At 69.7% G+C, this 15184-nt stretch carries 15 protein-coding genes; 5 read left to right on the plus strand and 10 right to left on the minus strand.

The genetic code is table 11. The annotated features are described in order from the left end of the window. Nucleotides 1-4: 4 nt before the first annotated feature. Both DMB80_RS16735 and DMB80_RS28625 read right to left on the minus strand, forming a co-directional pair. Nucleotides 5-946 (minus strand): PE-PPE domain-containing protein, encoded by a 942-nt coding sequence (locus DMB80_RS16735; protein WP_240431240.1) that lies wholly within the window; start codon nucleotides 944-946, stop codon nucleotides 5-7. After that, a complete protein-coding gene (locus tag DMB80_RS28625) occupies nucleotides 868-1104 on the minus strand; it encodes a hypothetical protein (protein WP_240431241.1) in 237 nt (78 codons plus the stop codon). Before DMB80_RS28625 ends, DMB80_RS16735 begins: the two co-directional genes overlap by 79 nt. 219 nt (nucleotides 1105-1323) lie before the next feature. Between DMB80_RS28625 and DMB80_RS16740 the strand changes: the two genes are divergently transcribed. After that, complete coding sequence (locus DMB80_RS16740; RefSeq protein ID WP_111510898.1) at nucleotides 1324-2103, plus strand: SDR family NAD(P)-dependent oxidoreductase; 780 nt, start codon at nucleotides 1324-1326, stop codon at nucleotides 2101-2103. 4 nt (nucleotides 2104-2107) lie between these two features. On the opposite strand, the gene DMB80_RS16745 is transcribed toward DMB80_RS16740, so the two are convergent. The 4 genes from DMB80_RS16745 to infC are packed head-to-tail and all read right to left on the minus strand — an operon-like array spanning nucleotide 2108 to nucleotide 4145. Beyond that, the gene (locus tag DMB80_RS16745; protein ID WP_111510899.1) at nucleotides 2108-2857 is read right to left on the minus strand and encodes a TrmH family RNA methyltransferase; all 750 of its coding nucleotides are present in this window, start codon (nucleotides 2855-2857) and stop codon (nucleotides 2108-2110) included. Between the two features lie 32 nt (nucleotides 2858-2889). Further along, on the minus strand, nucleotides 2890-3279 hold the full coding sequence (gene rplT / locus DMB80_RS16750) for a 50S ribosomal protein L20 (RefSeq protein WP_046366217.1): 390 nt from the start codon (nucleotides 3277-3279) through the stop codon (nucleotides 2890-2892). Between the two features lie 53 nt (nucleotides 3280-3332). Next, nucleotides 3333-3527 carry a 50S ribosomal protein L35 gene (gene rpmI, locus DMB80_RS16755; protein ID WP_046366216.1) on the minus strand — a complete coding sequence of 65 codons (195 nt, stop codon included), beginning with the start codon at nucleotides 3525-3527 and terminating at the stop codon, nucleotides 3333-3335. A 6-nt stretch (nucleotides 3528-3533) separates the two neighbouring features. Next, on the minus strand, nucleotides 3534-4145 hold the full coding sequence (gene infC / locus DMB80_RS16760; RefSeq protein WP_073682027.1) for a translation initiation factor IF-3: 612 nt from the start codon (nucleotides 4143-4145) through the stop codon (nucleotides 3534-3536). 253 nt (nucleotides 4146-4398) lie between these two features. On the opposite strand from infC, the gene DMB80_RS16765 reads away from it, so the two are divergent. From DMB80_RS16765 to DMB80_RS16780, 4 genes are all read left to right on the plus strand, one after another. Continuing rightward, complete coding sequence (locus tag DMB80_RS16765; RefSeq protein ID WP_046366214.1) at nucleotides 4399-4761, plus strand: DUF1844 domain-containing protein; 363 nt, start codon at nucleotides 4399-4401, stop codon at nucleotides 4759-4761. A 58-nt stretch (nucleotides 4762-4819) separates the two neighbouring features. Continuing rightward, on the plus strand, nucleotides 4820-8149 hold the full coding sequence (gene lysX, locus DMB80_RS16770) for a bifunctional lysylphosphatidylglycerol synthetase/lysine--tRNA ligase LysX (protein ID WP_111510900.1): 3330 nt from the start codon (nucleotides 4820-4822) through the stop codon (nucleotides 8147-8149). A gap of 110 nt (nucleotides 8150-8259) precedes the next feature. Next, a complete protein-coding gene (locus DMB80_RS16775) occupies nucleotides 8260-9612 on the plus strand; it encodes an alpha/beta hydrolase (protein ID WP_111510901.1) in 1353 nt (450 codons plus the stop codon). A gap of 23 nt (nucleotides 9613-9635) precedes the next feature. Further along, entirely contained in the window at nucleotides 9636-9896 is a 261-nt protein-coding gene (locus DMB80_RS16780; protein WP_111510902.1) for a hypothetical protein, read from the plus strand. 3 nt (nucleotides 9897-9899) lie between these two features. Here the strand turns inward: DMB80_RS16780 and DMB80_RS16785 are convergent, their stop codons facing one another. Genes DMB80_RS16785 through DMB80_RS16800 form a run of 4 tightly spaced genes read right to left on the minus strand, consistent with a single transcriptional unit; the run spans nucleotide 9900 to nucleotide 15164 of the window. Then, complete coding sequence (locus DMB80_RS16785; protein WP_111510903.1) at nucleotides 9900-11030, minus strand: hypothetical protein; 1131 nt, start codon at nucleotides 11028-11030, stop codon at nucleotides 9900-9902. Further along, a complete protein-coding gene (locus DMB80_RS16790) occupies nucleotides 11027-12382 on the minus strand; it encodes a hypothetical protein (RefSeq protein WP_420812194.1) in 1356 nt (451 codons plus the stop codon). Before DMB80_RS16790 ends, DMB80_RS16785 begins: the two co-directional genes overlap by 4 nt. Next, entirely contained in the window at nucleotides 12379-13590 is a 1212-nt protein-coding gene (locus tag DMB80_RS16795) for a CHAT domain-containing protein (protein ID WP_162938573.1), read from the minus strand. Before DMB80_RS16795 ends, DMB80_RS16790 begins: the two co-directional genes overlap by 4 nt. Then, entirely contained in the window at nucleotides 13572-15164 is a 1593-nt protein-coding gene (locus DMB80_RS16800) for a hypothetical protein (protein WP_162938574.1), read from the minus strand. Before DMB80_RS16800 ends, DMB80_RS16795 begins: the two co-directional genes overlap by 19 nt. Between the last annotated feature and the right edge of the window lie 20 nt (nucleotides 15165-15184).

The raw sequence follows: 15184 nt of genomic DNA on the forward strand, positions 1-15184 counted from the left end.
CTGATCAGGACGTGCGATCTCGGCGCGAGCTCACGCGGTGAGAGCTGCCGGTGGTGGTGTCGCGTCGAGACAGCACAGACGGTCGCCTGGTCCGCTCCTGAGTTTCGGCCCGCTGCTGGCGATCGGCCCGATGACGACCGCCGATCCGCCGCTGATCGTCGGCCTGCGCGCTGCGTGGACCGGTGATGACCCTGTCGCGCAGGGAGTGTCGCGCGCTCGTCGGCATCGCAGCCGTTGTCGCGTCCGCAGCAGACCCTGTCGGAACGGGAGCCAGCAAGGTGGGCGGCACACCCACCTGCCAGCGAGGACGTTGGTAGGCCCGGTTGATCATGGGGCGCAGGAACTTGTCCAACTTCGCCAGCTTGTCCGGCGCCATGCCCGCATCCTTCAGAGGCGTCAGCAACGGCAGCAGCGGTGTCGGGATCATGATGGTGGTCGTCGTGCCGCCGAGGCGGTTGGTCGTGATCGAGTACTTCGTCGGTTGCGTGAGAACGTCGTAGAACGCCGAATCGTAGTGCAGCTGATCGGCTCCCATGATCGCGTTGGCGACGGCGAGCAGGTTGAACGGGCGATCCGGGAAATCGGCGATGGCGTCGTATTCGGCCTTGATGACGAAGACGTTGTACGGGGTGACGGGCAGCGGAATGTAGCGGCTGCCGACGAACATCTCTCGGCTCAGATAGCCGTAGACGGCGACGTTCATCTCCGACGGATCGGGTGCAACACGTCCCGCCTCGGGGTGCCGGAGGTCGTACATCAGTCTCTCCAACGTCAGTCCGACAGTCGGCGACCCTTCGGACACCCCACCGATCGTCTTGAACCCGGGCGTGTCGTAGATCGCCTGGTACAGAAGGTCCGCCGACGCGTTCAGGGACGCTCGGAAGGAGTCGGTGCTGACGTACGGGATGCCGACGCGAGTGTCGTACTGCCCGAAATAGCCGCCCAGTGCGTGCTCATCTCCTCTTCGGTGAGCGTCGCGTGCGAGCCGTGCCCGCCGACGAGGAGGGCGGTGGTCGTCGCGTCGGCCATCCCGGGTGACGAGCCCACTCCCGTCAGGGCGGCGCACACAGCGCCTGCGGCCATCAGCGTGTTGAAATCCTTCATCGTCCACCGCCTCGTTGCGCTTTGCTGACAGCACCGAGGTTATGAAGGGCGGTGCGGCTCCTCTAGGGACCAATGTCGTATCTGCATGGGACGTTGGCGGCGGACTGAATGAGACTCTGTTCGCATGGCTAATCTTGTCGGAGTGGCTGGATCAGGCCGACAACCGCGCCTTCACGCCCCTGACAGAATGTGGGCACCGACAGATGAAGGAGCACCCGGATGGAATTCGGCAACAGCACAGCGTTGATCACCGGCGCCAGCGGTGGCATCGGCGAGGAGTTCGCCGTGGCGCTCGCAGCGCGCGGCGCCGATCTCATCCTGGTGGCCCGCCGCGCCGACCGGCTCGAGGCGCTGCGGGAACGCTTGACTGCGCGTCATCCCGGCATCACCGTCGACATCGTGACCGCCGACCTCGCCCGGCCGGGCTCCGGCGCCGAGTTGGCGGCACGCGTCGGTGAGCTGAACCGCGGCGTCGACGTCCTGGTCAACAACGCCGGCATCGGGCTGCACGGGGCGTTCCACACCCAGGATCCCGACGCCAATGCCGGTGCAGTGCAATTGAATTGCGGAACCCTGGTCGATCTGACCGCACGCTTCCTGCCCGCCATGATCGGACGCCGCCAGGGCGTGGTGATCAACGTGGCCTCCACCGCGGCGTTCCAGCCCACGCCCGGTATGGCGGTCTACGGCGCGACGAAGGCGTTCGTGCTGTCCTTCACCGAGGCGTTGTGGCACGAGAATCGCAAGACCGGGGTGCGGATCCTCGCGCTGTGCCCTGGAGCGACACAGACCGAGTTCTTCGACCGCACCGGCGAGAAGTTCATGACCGACGGGCGCCAGAGCGCCACCGAGGTCGTCGACACCGCGCTCGCAGCACTCGACAAGTCCTCGCCCACCGTGGTGTCCGGAGTGCGCAACGCGATTCTTGCGATGGGGTACCGCGTGGCACCGCGCAAGCTCTTGCTCGCGGTGTCAGAGCGGATGCTCAAGGCCGAATAGCCGGTCAGCGTTGTTCGGTGCGGCGGCTGCGGGCCGACGCGTAGAGGCAGATCGCCGCTGCCGAGGCGACATTGAGGCTCTCGGCCTGCCCTGACATCGGAATGCGCACCCGCGCGGTCGCCAGTGCGGACACCTCGTCGGCGAGGCCGTGCGCCTCGGCGCCGAACAGCCACGCCGTCGGCGCCGCGTCGACGTCGTCGACGCTCGCATCCCCATCGAGGACCGTGGCCAAGATCTGCAGGCCAGCGGCCTTCAGTCGGGAAACCAGCTGCCGCACATCGGGTTCGCTCAACACCGGAACCGAGAAGATGCTGCCCGCCGAGGCACGCAGGCATTTGCCGTTGTAGGGGTCGACGCTCTCGCCGGCGAGCACGACGGCATCGGCGCCCATCGCGTCGGCCACCCGGATCAGGGTGCCGGCGTTGCCGGGCTCGGAAATGCCGACCGGGACGGCCAGCATCGTCGGCCGCGCGGCCAGCACGCCGTCGAGGTCCAGGGTCGGCTGCTCGCACACCGCGACGAGCCCCACCGGAGTCACGGTGTCGGACAACGCTTTCGCGGCCTTCTCCGTGACCAGCTCGACCGTCGTCCCGGTCAGCAGGTCGGCGAACCGCTCCGCCGCGGCCTCGGTGGCGAACACCTCGGAAACGAGTCCGCGCCGCAACGCGGCCTCCACGAGGTTGGGTCCCTCGGCGAGAAAGCGTGCGGCGCGGCGGCGCCCGGTGTGGCGGTGCAGCTTGACTGCCGCCACCACCCGGGCAGATCGCTCCGTGAGCTCTGACAGAGTCAGGCAGCCTCACCCGACGGTGCATTGACATCCTCGGGCAGCGCCGCCTTGGCCGCCTCGGCCAGCGCGGTGAACGCAGCCGGATCGCTGACGGCGATCTCGGCGAGGTTCTTGCGGTCCACCTCGATGCCAGCGGCCTTGAGGCCCTGGATCAGACGGTTGTAGGTGATGTCGTTCGCCCGTGCGGCGGCGTTGATGCGCGAGATCCACAGCTTGCGGAATTCGCCCTTGCGAGCACGCCGGTCACGGTAGGCATAGGTCAACGAGTGCAGCTGCTGCTCTTTGGCCTTGCGGTACAGGCGTGACCGCTGACCGCGGTAGCCCTTCGAGGCCTTCAGGACTGTGCGCCGCTTCTTCTGCGCGTTGACTGCGCGCTTCACGCGTGCCATGGGTGTTTCCTATCTGGGTTGGTTAAGGGAGAGGGCGCGAGCGCCCGAAAGAGTCAGCCGTTGAGCATCTTCGCGACACGCTTGGTGTCGTTGGCAGCCACCGCGGTGCGGCCGTCGAGCCTGCGGGTGCGCTTGCTCGCCTTGTGCTCGAGCAGGTGGCGACGGCCGGCCTTCTGGCGGACGATCTTGCCGGTCCCGGTCTTACGGAACCGCTTCGAAGCGCCGCTGTGGGTCTTCGCCTTGGGCATGTTTCCTCAGTTCTGTGGTGTGTCGGTTGGGGCTTCGGGCGCCTGCGCGCTGGCGCGCTGGGCTGCCGGTGCGTCCGCATCGTGGGCCGCCTTGGCACGAGTCTTCGCACCGCGGTGCGGGGCCAGCACCATCGTCATGTTGCGGCCGTCCTGCTTGGCCGACGTCTCGACGAAGCCGTAATCGGCGACATCGGCGCCCAGGCGCTGCAGGAGGCGGAAACCCAGTTCGGGCCGGGATTGCTCACGGCCGCGGAACATGATCGTCACCTTGACCTTCGATCCGGCTTCCAGGAAGCGGATGACGTGACCCTTCTTGGTCTCGTAATCGTGCGGATCGATCTTGGGACGGAGTTTCTGCTCCTTGACGACGGTCTGCTGCTGGTTCTTGCGAGACTCGCGAGCCTTCTGCGCCGTCTCGTACTTGAACTTGCCGTAGTCCATGATCTTGCACACGGGCGGCTTGGCGTCCGGCGCTACTTCCACGAGGTCGAGATCGGCGTCGGCGGCGACGCGGAGTGCATCTTCGATGCGCACGATGCCTACCTGTTCACCGCCCGGTCCGATCAGACGGACTTCAGGTACGCGGATGCGCTCGTTGACGCGGGTCTCAGTGCTGATGGGGCCTCCCGGGGTAGATCCTGTTGGTCACGCGCAGAATCCCCGCCCCGGCGGCAGACGTCCCCATAGGAACGAATAAGCCCTGCTCAACGCAGGGCCCAAAGCCGACCAGGCCAGATACCGATGACGTCGTCACCGATGTCCGGACCGGACCGCGCTACCTTGGATGGGTCATCGGCAGGCGGTGGGAGTGGGACTCCACTTGCTGTCCCTGGCGTCAGCCGGGACGGTCGCGCATGCCAGTCTAGCAGGCATGACCGAGAGCTCTGAACATCCCGAACCGGACGCCGGACCGCCCGCGCGCGAGCTGGCCGACGTACCCGCGGTCGAGGTGATCACCCGTGCCGCGGTGATGCTGATGAGCGCGGCGGCCGAGAAGCTGGGCCTCTCGGCCGACGATCCGGACGACAGCCCCCACCGCGACCTCGACGAAGCGCGTCGCCTGATCACCGCGCTGGCCGGATTGGTGACCGCGTCGGCGGAGTACCTCGGTCCGCACGCCGGGCCGGTCCGCGACGGCCTCAAGAGTCTGCAGCTGGCGTTCCGCGAGGGCAGCGCGGCTCCCGATGAACCCGGCAAAGGTCCCGGCGAGAAGTACACCGGCCCGGTCTGGTGAGTCGGCGCGCGGCCGACATGCAGCCGCGACGCAGCGTGAGGGCCTATCCTCGCGGCCTATGACCACCACTGGCGTTGCCAGGACACGACCTGCCACCAGTTTCGGCTGGGTCCCTGCTGCAGCCGGCTGGATCGTCGGCGTCATCGCGACGCTGTCGCTGCTGGCGAGCATCTCGCCGTTGATCCGCGCGGTGATCAAGGTGCCGCGCGAGTTCGTCGACGACTACGTCTTCAACTTCCCGGACACCAGCTTCGCGTGGGCCTTCGTACTGGCGCTGCTGGCCGCGGCGCTGGCCGCCCGCAAACGCCTCGCGCTGTGGATCCTGGTCGGCTACATGGTCGCCGCCGCCGGGTGGAACCTGATCGCGCTGATCGACGGCGGCGAGCGGTGGTTCGAGAAGGTCGGCGAGATCATCGGTGTCGGCTTCCACATCGTCGCGGTCGTGTGCCTGGTGCTGGCACGCCACCAGTTCTGGGCCCGGGTGCGCAGGGGCGCTCTCCTGAAAGCGGCGCTGACACTGCTCGCCGGTATGACGGTGGGCACGCTGGTCGGCTGGGCGCTGCTGGAGGTGTTCCCCGGGAGCCTGGCCCGCTCGGATCGCTTCTGGTACGCGCTCAACCGGGTGGGCGCGTTCGCCGGCGCGGACGCCGACACCTTCGCAGGCCACCCGCATGTGTTCGTCAACGCGCTGCTCGGCCTGTTCGGCGCGCTGGCGCTGATGGTCGCCGCGATCGTGCTGTTCCAGTCGCAGCGCGCGGACAACGCGCTCACCGGCGAGGACGAATCCGCGATCCGCGGCCTGCTGGAACTGTTCGGCAAGAACGATTCGCTGGGCTACTTCGCCACCCGACGTGACAAGGCCGTCGTCTTCGCCCCCAACGGCCGCGCCGCCATCACCTATCGCGTCGAGGTCGGGGTGTGCCTGGCCAGCGGTGACCCCGTCGGTGATCCGCGCGCGTGGCCTGCCGCGATCGCCGCCTGGCTGCAGCTGTGCGAGACCTACGGGTGGGCCCCGGGTGTGATGGGGGCCAGTTCGACAGGGGCGCAGGCGTTCCGCGAGGCCGGGCTGAGCGCCCTTCAGCTCGGCGACGAGGCGATCCTGCATCCCGACGAGTTCCGGCTGTCCGGACCGGACATGCGTGCGGTGCGGCAAGCGGTCACCCGCGCCCGCCGCGCCGGTGTCACCGTGCGGATGCGCCGCCATCGAGATCTGTCGGCCGACGAGATGGCCGCGGTGATCACCCGTGCCGACACTTGGCGCGACACCGAGGACGAACGCGGCTTCTCGATGGCCCTGGGCCGACTCGGAGATCCCGCGGACGGCGATTGCCTTCTCGTCGAGGCGATCCAGGAGTCGGCCGCTGGTGGCACCGAGGCCGCCGAAGTTGTCGCGATGCTCTCGCTGGTGCCGTGGGGCACCAACGGGGTGTCCCTCGATCTGATGCGCCGCTCCCCCGGATCGCCCAACGGCACCATCGAATTGATGGTCAGCGAGTTGTGCCTGCAGGCCGGGGAGATCGGCGTGACGCGGGTGTCGCTGAACTTTGCGATGTTCCGGTCGGCGTTCGAGCAGGGCGCCCAACTCGGCGCCGGGCCGGTGGCCCGCATGTGGCGGGCCCTGCTGGTGTTCTTCTCCCGGTGGTGGCAGCTGGAGACGCTGTACCGGTCCAACATGAAGTACCAGCCGGAGTGGGTGCCGCGCTACGCATGCTACGAGGAGGCGCGCCTGGTGCCGCGAGTCGGGGTCGCCTCCGTCATCGCCGAAGGCTTTCTCGTGCTTCCGTTCTCGCGCCGCCACGAACAACCTCACACGGGACACCACATCGCGGTGCCCGGCTCGCTGATCGCGACCGGCGCGTTGCACAGCGACGGCAGCGCACCCGACCCGGGCGGCTTGGGCGCCGAGGCACCCGCAGACAGCCCCGCGCCGCGGTTGCCCGAGCAGGTGCGGGTCCGCATGGCCAAGCTGAAGGCGTTGCAGGACGACGGCGTCGATGCCTATCCCGTCGGCAGTCCCCCCAGCCACACCGTGGCCCAAGCGCTCGAAAGCCCCGAGGGCGCAGCGGTGACCGTGGCCGGACGGGTGCTGCGACTGCGCGACTACGGCGGCGTGCTGTTCGTCGAGCTTCGGGACTGGTCCGGCGATGTGCAACTGCTGCTGGACAATTCGCTTCTCGAATCCGGCTGCACCGCCGACGTCACCCGGACCATCGACCTCGGCGATCTGATCGAGGTGGCCGGCGCGATGGGGCGCAGCCGCAACGGCACATGGTCGCTGCTGGTGCGCTCCTGGCGGTTGATCGGCAAATGCCTGCGTCCCCTGCCGGACAAGTGGAAGGGCATGACGGACCAGGAAGCCAGGGTGCGTGCCCGCTACGTCGACCTCGCGGTCAACACCGAGGCCCGCGAGCTGATCCGGGCCCGCAGCGCGGTGCTGCACTCGATCCGGGAAACGCTGGTGGGCAAGGGTTTTCTCGAAGTCGAGACGCCCATCCTGCAGCAGATCCACGGTGGCGCCAACGCGCGCCCGTTCCTCACCCACATCAACGCCTACGACCTCGACCTGTATCTGCGGATCGCCCCGGAGCTCTACCTCAAACGGCTCTGCGTGGGTGGCGTCGAGCGGGTCTTCGAACTCGGCCGCGCGTTCCGCAACGAGGGCGTCGACTTCAGCCACAACCCCGAGTTCACGCTGCTGGAGGCCTATCAGGCGCACGCCGACTACCGGGTGTGGATCGACGGTGCCCGCGAACTGATCCAGAACGCCGCCCAGGCCGCCAACGGCGAGCAGGTGTTCCTCCGCCCGCGCGAGGACGGCACTCTCGAACCGGTCGACATCTCCGGACCGTGGCGGGTCACCACCGTGCACGACGCGGTGTCCGAGGCGCTGGGTGAACACATCGGGCCCGACACGGATCTGCCCACACTGCGGCGCCTGTGCGACAAGGCGACGATCCCGTACCTGACGCACTGGGACACCGGCGCCGTCGTCCTGGAGATGTACGAGCACCTCGTCGAGGACCGCACCGAGGCGCCGACGTTCTACACCGATTTCCCCACCTCGGTGTCCCCGCTGACCCGTCCCCACCGCAGCATCGCCGGGGTCGCCGAGAGGTGGGATCTGGTGGCCTGGGGTGTCGAACTGGGCACCGCCTACAGCGAACTCACCGATCCCGTGGAGCAGCGCCGCCGCCTGCAGGAGCAATCGCTGCTGGCCGCCGGCGGAGACCCCGAGGCGATGGAGCTCGACGAGGATTTCCTGCAGGCCATGGAGTACGCGATGCCCCCCACCGGCGGGCTGGGGATGGGCGTGGACCGGGTCGTGATGATGATCACCGGCCGCAGTATCCGCGAGACATTGCCGTTCCCGCTGGCCAAACCTCGTTAGCAGCGACGTCACAGCGTGCTCCAAGCTTGGCGCGTCAAGGTGGAGCTGTGACGACGTCCGGTCCCTTCTCCCAGACCTTTTGGGAATCCACTCGCCACCATCTGTCCTTGATGCACGGGTGGCTGCCCGTGGTCGTGCAGGTTCTGGCGTTCGTTGCCCTGGTGACCGCCATCGGCTGGCGCACCCGCCGCTGGCGGCTGGTGTGGCTGCCGTGGTCGGCGGTGATCGGGGTGATGCTGACCGTCGGCGCGTACTGGTACACCGAGACCGCGGGAGTGGCCGACGACTCCAACCCGGCGCCTCAGACGCTGTGGGTGTGGATCGCGTTGTCCGGTATTGCGGTCGGCGTGCTGGTATCGGGGTGGCGTGATGCGCAGTGGTGGCGTCGAGCGGTGGCGCTGGCAGCGGTTCCGCTGTGCGCCCTGTGCGCGGGGCTGGCGCTGAACCTGTGGACGGGCTACTTCCCCACCGTGCAGACCGCGTGGAGCCAGCTCACCGCGGGCCCGCTGCCGGACCAGACCGATCAGGTGACGGTCAAGGCGATGCAACGCACCCACACGATCCCGATCAAGGGCAGCGTCGTACCGGTCGACATCCCCGACACCGCATCGGGTTTCAAGCACCGCGGCGAGTTCGTCTACCTGCCGCCCGCCTGGTACGCCACGGATCCGGCGCCTGCGCTGCCGACGGTGATGATGATCGGCGGGGAGTTCAACACCCCCGCCGACTGGATGCGCGCCGGCAACGCGATCAAGATCCTCGACGACTTCGCGGCCGCACACCACGGCGTCGCTCCCGTGGTCGTGTTCGTCGACCCGGGTGGCGCGTTCAACAACGACACCGAATGCGTCAACGGCTCGCGCGGCCAGTCGGCCGACCACCTGACCCGCGATGTCGTGCCCTACATGAGGGCGAACTTCGGCGTCAGTGCCGCCGCGGCGAACTGGGGTGTGGTCGGCTGGTCGATGGGTGGCACCTGCGCGGTGGATCTGGCGGTCATGCACCCCGACATGTTCAGCGCGTTCGAGGACATCGCCGGTGACCTCGCTCCGAACTCCGGCAACCAGGCCCAGACCGTCGCCCGGCTGTTCGGCGGCAACAGCGCCGCCTACGCGTCGTTCGATCCGAGCACGGTGATCACCCGGCACGGCCCGTACCACGGGGTGCAGGGCTGGTTCGACGTGAACGGACCGGTGCCCGGGTCGGGAACCGGTAAGCCGAACGACCAGGCGGTCGCCGCGTCGACGCTGTGCTCGCTGGGCAGCAAGGCGGGTATCGACTGCGCGGTGGTCAACCAGCCCGGCAACCACGACTGGCCGTTCGCCTCCACCGCGTTCGCGACCGCGCTGCCGTGGATGGCCGGCGCGATCGGCACCCCGGGGGTGCCGCCGGCGGCGCTGCCGGGTGGCCCACCGGCGCCGCCCCCACCGGCGGCGATGGTGGAGAAGACGGCCGCCCGCTGACGTGGGTCGGTAGCGTGGGGAGCATGCCCGAGGACCCGTCCGCCCCCTCCGCACCCGCCGACAGCGGTTACACCGACGACGGGGTGCCGACGTACGACGCGGTACGCGAGAAGATCGAGAACCGGTACGCGACCTCGCTGGGTTCGGCCGAGCTGGCCGCCGAGACCCCGGAGGGCCGGACCGTGGCCGAGCAGTACGACGCGCGCCAGCGTGCCGCGGCAGAGCGGCTGGCAGAGATCCGGAAGTCCATGCGCGGCGATGAGGCCGACAAGAACTCTCAGTAGCTCTCAGTAGTCGGCGTCGGCGGCCAGGAGCTCGGCCACGAAGGCGTCCGCGCCGGAACGGGCGAGCCGCGATCGCGCGACCGCGCGCACTCGCTCACGCTCCGAACGGGATTCGCCGGCATCTCCCTTCACGACACCGGCACCCACGACCACCGTGGCCGATGACCAGTCGTGGTCCCAGGCCGCGTCCTCGGTCAGGGGGTCGCCGCCGTCGAAGAGCGGCACGGTGGCCACTCCTGTCGCGTCCAGCGTGCCGGCGCCGCCATAGCCCGCGCAGCTGAACCGGACCGGGATGCCGTCGGGCGACGCGGTGCCCCACACCTCGGCGCGCACCACCGCCGCCACCGTCGTCCCCGACGACTGCACCGACCAGGCGACGGTGTCCTCGGCGGCGTCGAAGAGTCCGGGTGGTACCGCCGACCAACGCACCGAGTCGCGCCCCTCGGCGATGGCCTCCCCCGGCCGGACTTGCCGCGCATCCGATCCTGCTACGAGCGCAAAGTCGTCTCGCCGCCGTTGCGCCGGGACTTCCAGGGTGCCGGGGGACATCACGCCGATGTCCTCGGCGAGCTCGAGACAGGACTGCGCCAGATCGGCGATGCGTGAATCATCATGGTGGACAAGCACATCGAAAAACGGTGCATGGGGGCGCAGCAGCCCGGCGACATCGGCGTCGAACGCGTCGTCGTCGAAGAATTCCTGCGCCGCCTCGGTCAGCACCGCCAGTTCGCCGTCGAGGAGCGCCATGTCGAGGTCGGCGATGCCGTCCCGCCGGCTGGCCGGCCACCAGCGCCGCAGCCAGTGCCCCACTGCGAGGCGGCGGAGCTCGTCCAGCGAACCGGGCGCGACGACGACATCCGGGAGGTCCGCCACGCTGCCGGACTCGATGCCCGACTCGGTGCCCGATTCCCCCTCCTGCAGCGCCGTCACCACCGCCGCGTGACCCTCCTGCCCGACGACGCGCCACAGCCATTCGGCGTGCGCGACGTCGGTGAACACGATCTGGGGTTCTGCCTCGGGGGCGTCGACCGGCCAGCTGAGTACCGCACCCGCGACCTCGAGGACCGCCGCCAACGGCGGCGACGGCGGGGTCGGTCCGGTCGTCCACAGTCCGGCGTCGTTACGCAACTTCACGACGCCATGCCTTCCGCACCGAGCATCGCCTTGATGCGTTGGCGATGATCCAGGCTCACGGACCGGGCCACCCCGTCGAGCAGCGCACGCACATCGTCGGCGTCCGAGCACGACTCCTGCCAGACGTCGCGACCGTGCAGGCGCGCCCACAGCCGGTTCAGGTAGGGCCGACGGAAGCAGGCGAGTTCATCGATGACCTGCTGTTGCCGCGGATGCACCGCTGCGCCGTCGGCCAGGTAGCGACGGGCGTGCAGCACGTAGGCCTCCTTGCGGAGCCGCGCCTGGATGCGCGCTGACAGCCCGTACCGCGGATGGGCGCCGGGCTCCAGCGGTGCCAGATCGGTGGCGACCTCGATGCCTGCGAGCAGCGTCGCCTGCTTGTCCTCCCCCAGCAGACCCCACGGCGCGGCCGAGCGGTCGACCTCCTCGGCGCACAGCAGCGCGATGTCGGGCAGCTCGTCGCGGTCCATGCCGCGGCGCAGTGTCGCGCGCACCCGGTCGACCACGCTGCGGTCCAGCGGCCGCTCCCTGTCGATCCGCGTCGCCCGCGTCACCACGGGGCAGCGTTGGGGTTGGGTCGACGACAGCCCCAGGTCGGCCAGTGACCAGGGCAGGTCCGCGCCCTCGACCCTGGCCGCCGCCCCGAGGTTGTAGGGCGTCGCGTCGTCGACCAGGGCCGACCACACCCGTGCCCGGGCGGCCCCCGCGGTGTGACCCGCAGCGTCGGCCAGGACGGTGCCCAGGCCTGCGAGGAACGGTTCGCTGGCCTGCTGCCCGGGGCGGACGTCACGCCATGCCCGGTCGAGCTGCTCGTCGAGGTCCGCGACGACGGCCGGGTCGGCGACATGCGTGTTGAGCAGGTCGATGGCGGTCCGGTCACGGTCGGCGTGCACCTCGCGCAGCACGCGTTCGGCCTCGGCGCCGTGTGCCTCGCCGGCGGTGACCGCGAGCTCGTAGCAGACCGGGAAGTACAGCTCTTGGGCGTTGCCCTGGGTGATGCGCAGTCGGCGGCGCTCACGTTTGAGCATCTCGAACCACGCGGCCGTGTCCCTCAGCGTCGTCGCCTGCTCGACGATCGCGCGGTGCATCTCGACGGCCACCTCGGCGGGGACCACCGGTGCGGAGAAGCGGGTGTTCACCCGAAGTCGCAGCACCAGGGGGTCGATGATGCGTTTCACGGTTCGGGTCAGCGGCGCGCCGTCGTCGGCGCTGAGGCACTCGACGCCGGGACCGATCGCCCGCCACGCTGCGTCGATCACCGCGCGGCGCGGTTGCCGCACGCCCACCGACGGCCCGGCTTCCGCGTTCACGCGAACAGAATAGGAGCTGCGCCGCCTTTCCAGGACGGTCATCGGGCACCGTCGGTGGCGAACGTGACCAGCGCCGCCCAGTACAGCGGGCTGGCGGTGCCGTCCCCGGCTCGCCAGCGGGCGAGTTGGGTGCGCTGCCAGGCGTTCACCGCCCGGCCCGCCTCGGGAGCATCGTGCGCGGTGTCGACCGCGATCACCACGTCCCCCATCGGGTCGGCCGATTCCCCTGCGTCACTGCAGAATCGGCGGAATCCTGCCGTGGTGGGCAACGACCACAGGGTGGCGGTCACCAGGACGGCTCCGTTGAGGATGAGGGCGGCGACGAGCCCGGTGGCCTCGTCGAACCGGTAGTCCCCGCCCGACGCGCAGGCCAGCAGCGCGACGCGGGCGGGCATCGGCAGGGCCGCGGCCATCAGTTCCCCCGCGCTCAGCGGATCGGGTTCGGCGAGATGGATCGCCGCCCGGTCGGCATGGCCGGCGTCCCCGTCGGCGGCCGTCGCGTGTCCGACGTAGAGCAGCCGGCTGGGAGCTGCGCGCAGCTGCGCCGCGAGCCATGACCGGTCGGCCTCTGTGCGGCGGAACAGCTCCACGGCGGTTCCGGTCGGCGGCAGCACTTCTCGCCGCTGCATCAGGGCTGAGAAGTGTCGGGTCACCGGGTTCTCGGGTGCCGGCCTGCCCAGTACCGAGCCGAGCGCCGAGTCGGGTCGCTGGCCGGGCACCCTCGGGTCGAGGACGAGCAGCGGCGCGCGCTCGGGGCGCCACGCCGACGGCCGACGCGGCGCGTTCGCGATGTTGGGCGGTGCGGCGAGCAGGATGTCGACCAGCTCGATCAGACGCCTCCCGTCGGCGGGCATGGCGAGGATCGACCAGGGCACCTGAGCCAGCCGGGCCGTGGGCGCGGCGAACAGTACGGCACCGGGTTCTGCGGCGCGGTCGACCAGCAACCGCCACGCCTGCTCCGGCATGAGGGTCTCGCCGAGCACCTCCGCGAGGTGCTGTTCGGCGGCATGCGATGCGAAAGACCCGGCGGTGACGGCGCGTTGCACCGCGTCCGCGGTGCTCTCCTGCGGTCGCGGATCGGGCAGCGCGTCGGCCAGCAGATCCCGGACGGTGCCCATCGCGGCCTCGTCCATCACCCAGGTCACCGTGGCCTCGGCACGGCCGACCACCCGCAGGCTGGCGTACGTCGCGACCCCGACATCGGCGTAGCGCAACAGCAGAGCCTCGGCGGTCACGGCCATGTGGACCACTCGCTCTCGGCGGCGACGACCTCGCGGCCGTAGCGGGTCGCCGCGAGGTCCCGGTACCGGCGCAGCACCAGGTCGCCGCCCGGATCCATGCGCAGCGGCGGCAGCGCTCCCAGCCGGGTCAGAGGGCCTGCGCCGACCACCGCGCCTCCGGAGGCGACCAGGGCGTACTCCTGGGCGTCCTCGACGGGAACCGTAGGCGTGGCGGTGTCCGCCCACGCGGCGTTCTCTGCTTCAGGGGCGATGAATGTGCCGCGCGCACAGTGATATTCGATCAATTCGCTGAGCAACTCGGTGTTGCCCCACTCCCACGCGACGGCGAAGGCGCCCGCAAGCATGCGGGAGGAGACGTAGGTGGCCCAGCGCATCCGGGCGTCGGCGTCGGCGATCGAATACCGCACGGAGTCGACCGCCAGGGCGGCGGGGATCTTCAGCTCGGCCGCATCGGCCAGCTTCTGCTCGGCGGTGCCGGGATCGGCCTGAGCCTGGGCGCGCAGCAGGGTTCCGACATGATCGTCGAGGCGGGCGTATTGCAGCCAGCTGTGTCGGGGCCACCCGTCCAGCAGCGTCCTGGCCTCCTCGACCCGGGCGGTGGCTGCGGCGAAGTCGCCGCGGAAGATGTCGACCCAGCTGCGCTGCAGCAGGATTCGGTGGATGTGCAGGGGCCGGCCGAGTTCGCGCCAGTGCCGCTCGGCGTGGCCGAGGCGCTCGTCGGCGTCGTCGTAGGCGCCGACGGAGATCGCGATCAACCCGAAGTAGAGCCAGCACCGCGAGACATCATGGGCCCGAATGTGTTCGGCTATCGCGGGATAGGCCTCGTGCACGAGCTCCTGAGCCTTCGGCCGGTCGCCCGCGGCCCATGCCGCCGTCGCCCGCTCCAACTGGGTGCGGGAGGTCGCCAACCGCCAGTTTCGTGCCTTCGCACGCGCCCCTGCCCGGCGCAGCCACGGCTCGGCTTCGGTGAGCCGCCCCGTCTCGACGCAGAAGCGCCCGTACCCGGTGCCCGCGAGAACCCGTAGCGCATCGAAGGGTTCGCTGCCGTCCCCCGGACCGTCGACCGCGTCGAGCACCTGCTGCCACAGCGGCAGGGATTGCACGTGCAGATCGTCGTCGCACAGCGCGACCGCGCACAGAATTCGCGCGTAGGTGATCAGGTACGCGTGCTCGGCAGCCAGGTCGGGAGCCGGATCAGCGACCACGCCGGCCTCCTCGATCAAGGACTGCAGAAGCGTTGCGGCCGTTTCGTGTTCGCCGTGCGCTGCCGCGTAACCGGTGTCCAGGAACAGAGCGCGGCGGGTGTACCGACAGATCATGCGCGCGGTTTGCGGATCCGGGGAGGCAAGCGCCGTGTGATGCTGCAGGCAGTCGCGAATTCTCTTCACGGCCTCGGTGACCCCGGCGTAGGCGGTGCGCACCAGGTAGATCTCGCCCAGTTGGGCGAAGACCTCGAGGGCGAGGTCGTCGCGGTCGGCCTCCTCGATGCGCGGCATCAGCGACAGCAGAAGCTCTTTGGCGGCTTCCTCGTCGGCGGCGAACGCGAGGTGACGAGCCTCCTCGAGATCCTGCTCGATCGTCACCGCGTCATCATAGGAAGCGG

This window comes from Mycobacterium kyogaense (assembly GCF_003254575.1).
GTDB classification, from domain to species: Bacteria; Actinomycetota; Actinomycetes; order Mycobacteriales; family Mycobacteriaceae; genus Mycobacterium; species Mycobacterium kyogaense.

What these genes read in the sequence shown, in the direction of transcription:
- DMB80_RS28625 (WP_240431241.1), bottom strand. Translation starts at nt 1,104, where the DNA reads ATGAAGGATTTCAACACGCTGATGGCCGCAGGCGCTGTGTGCGCCGCC.
- DMB80_RS16740 (WP_111510898.1), top strand. Translation starts at nt 1,324, where the DNA reads ATGGAATTCGGCAACAGCACAGCGTTGATCACCGGCGCCAGCGGTGGC.
- rplT (WP_046366217.1), bottom strand. Translation starts at nt 3,279, where the DNA reads ATGGCACGCGTGAAGCGCGCAGTCAACGCGCAGAAGAAGCGGCGCACA.
- rpmI (WP_046366216.1), bottom strand. Translation starts at nt 3,527, where the DNA reads ATGCCCAAGGCGAAGACCCACAGCGGCGCTTCGAAGCGGTTCCGTAAG.
- DMB80_RS16765 (WP_046366214.1), top strand. Translation starts at nt 4,399, where the DNA reads ATGACCGAGAGCTCTGAACATCCCGAACCGGACGCCGGACCGCCCGCG.
- lysX (WP_111510900.1), top strand. Translation starts at nt 4,820, where the DNA reads ATGACCACCACTGGCGTTGCCAGGACACGACCTGCCACCAGTTTCGGC.
- DMB80_RS16775 (WP_111510901.1), top strand. Translation starts at nt 8,260, where the DNA reads ATGCACGGGTGGCTGCCCGTGGTCGTGCAGGTTCTGGCGTTCGTTGCC.
- DMB80_RS16780 (WP_111510902.1), top strand. Translation starts at nt 9,636, where the DNA reads ATGCCCGAGGACCCGTCCGCCCCCTCCGCACCCGCCGACAGCGGTTAC.
- DMB80_RS16790 (WP_420812194.1), bottom strand. Translation starts at nt 12,382, where the DNA reads ATGACCGTCCTGGAAAGGCGGCGCAGCTCCTATTCTGTTCGCGTGAAC.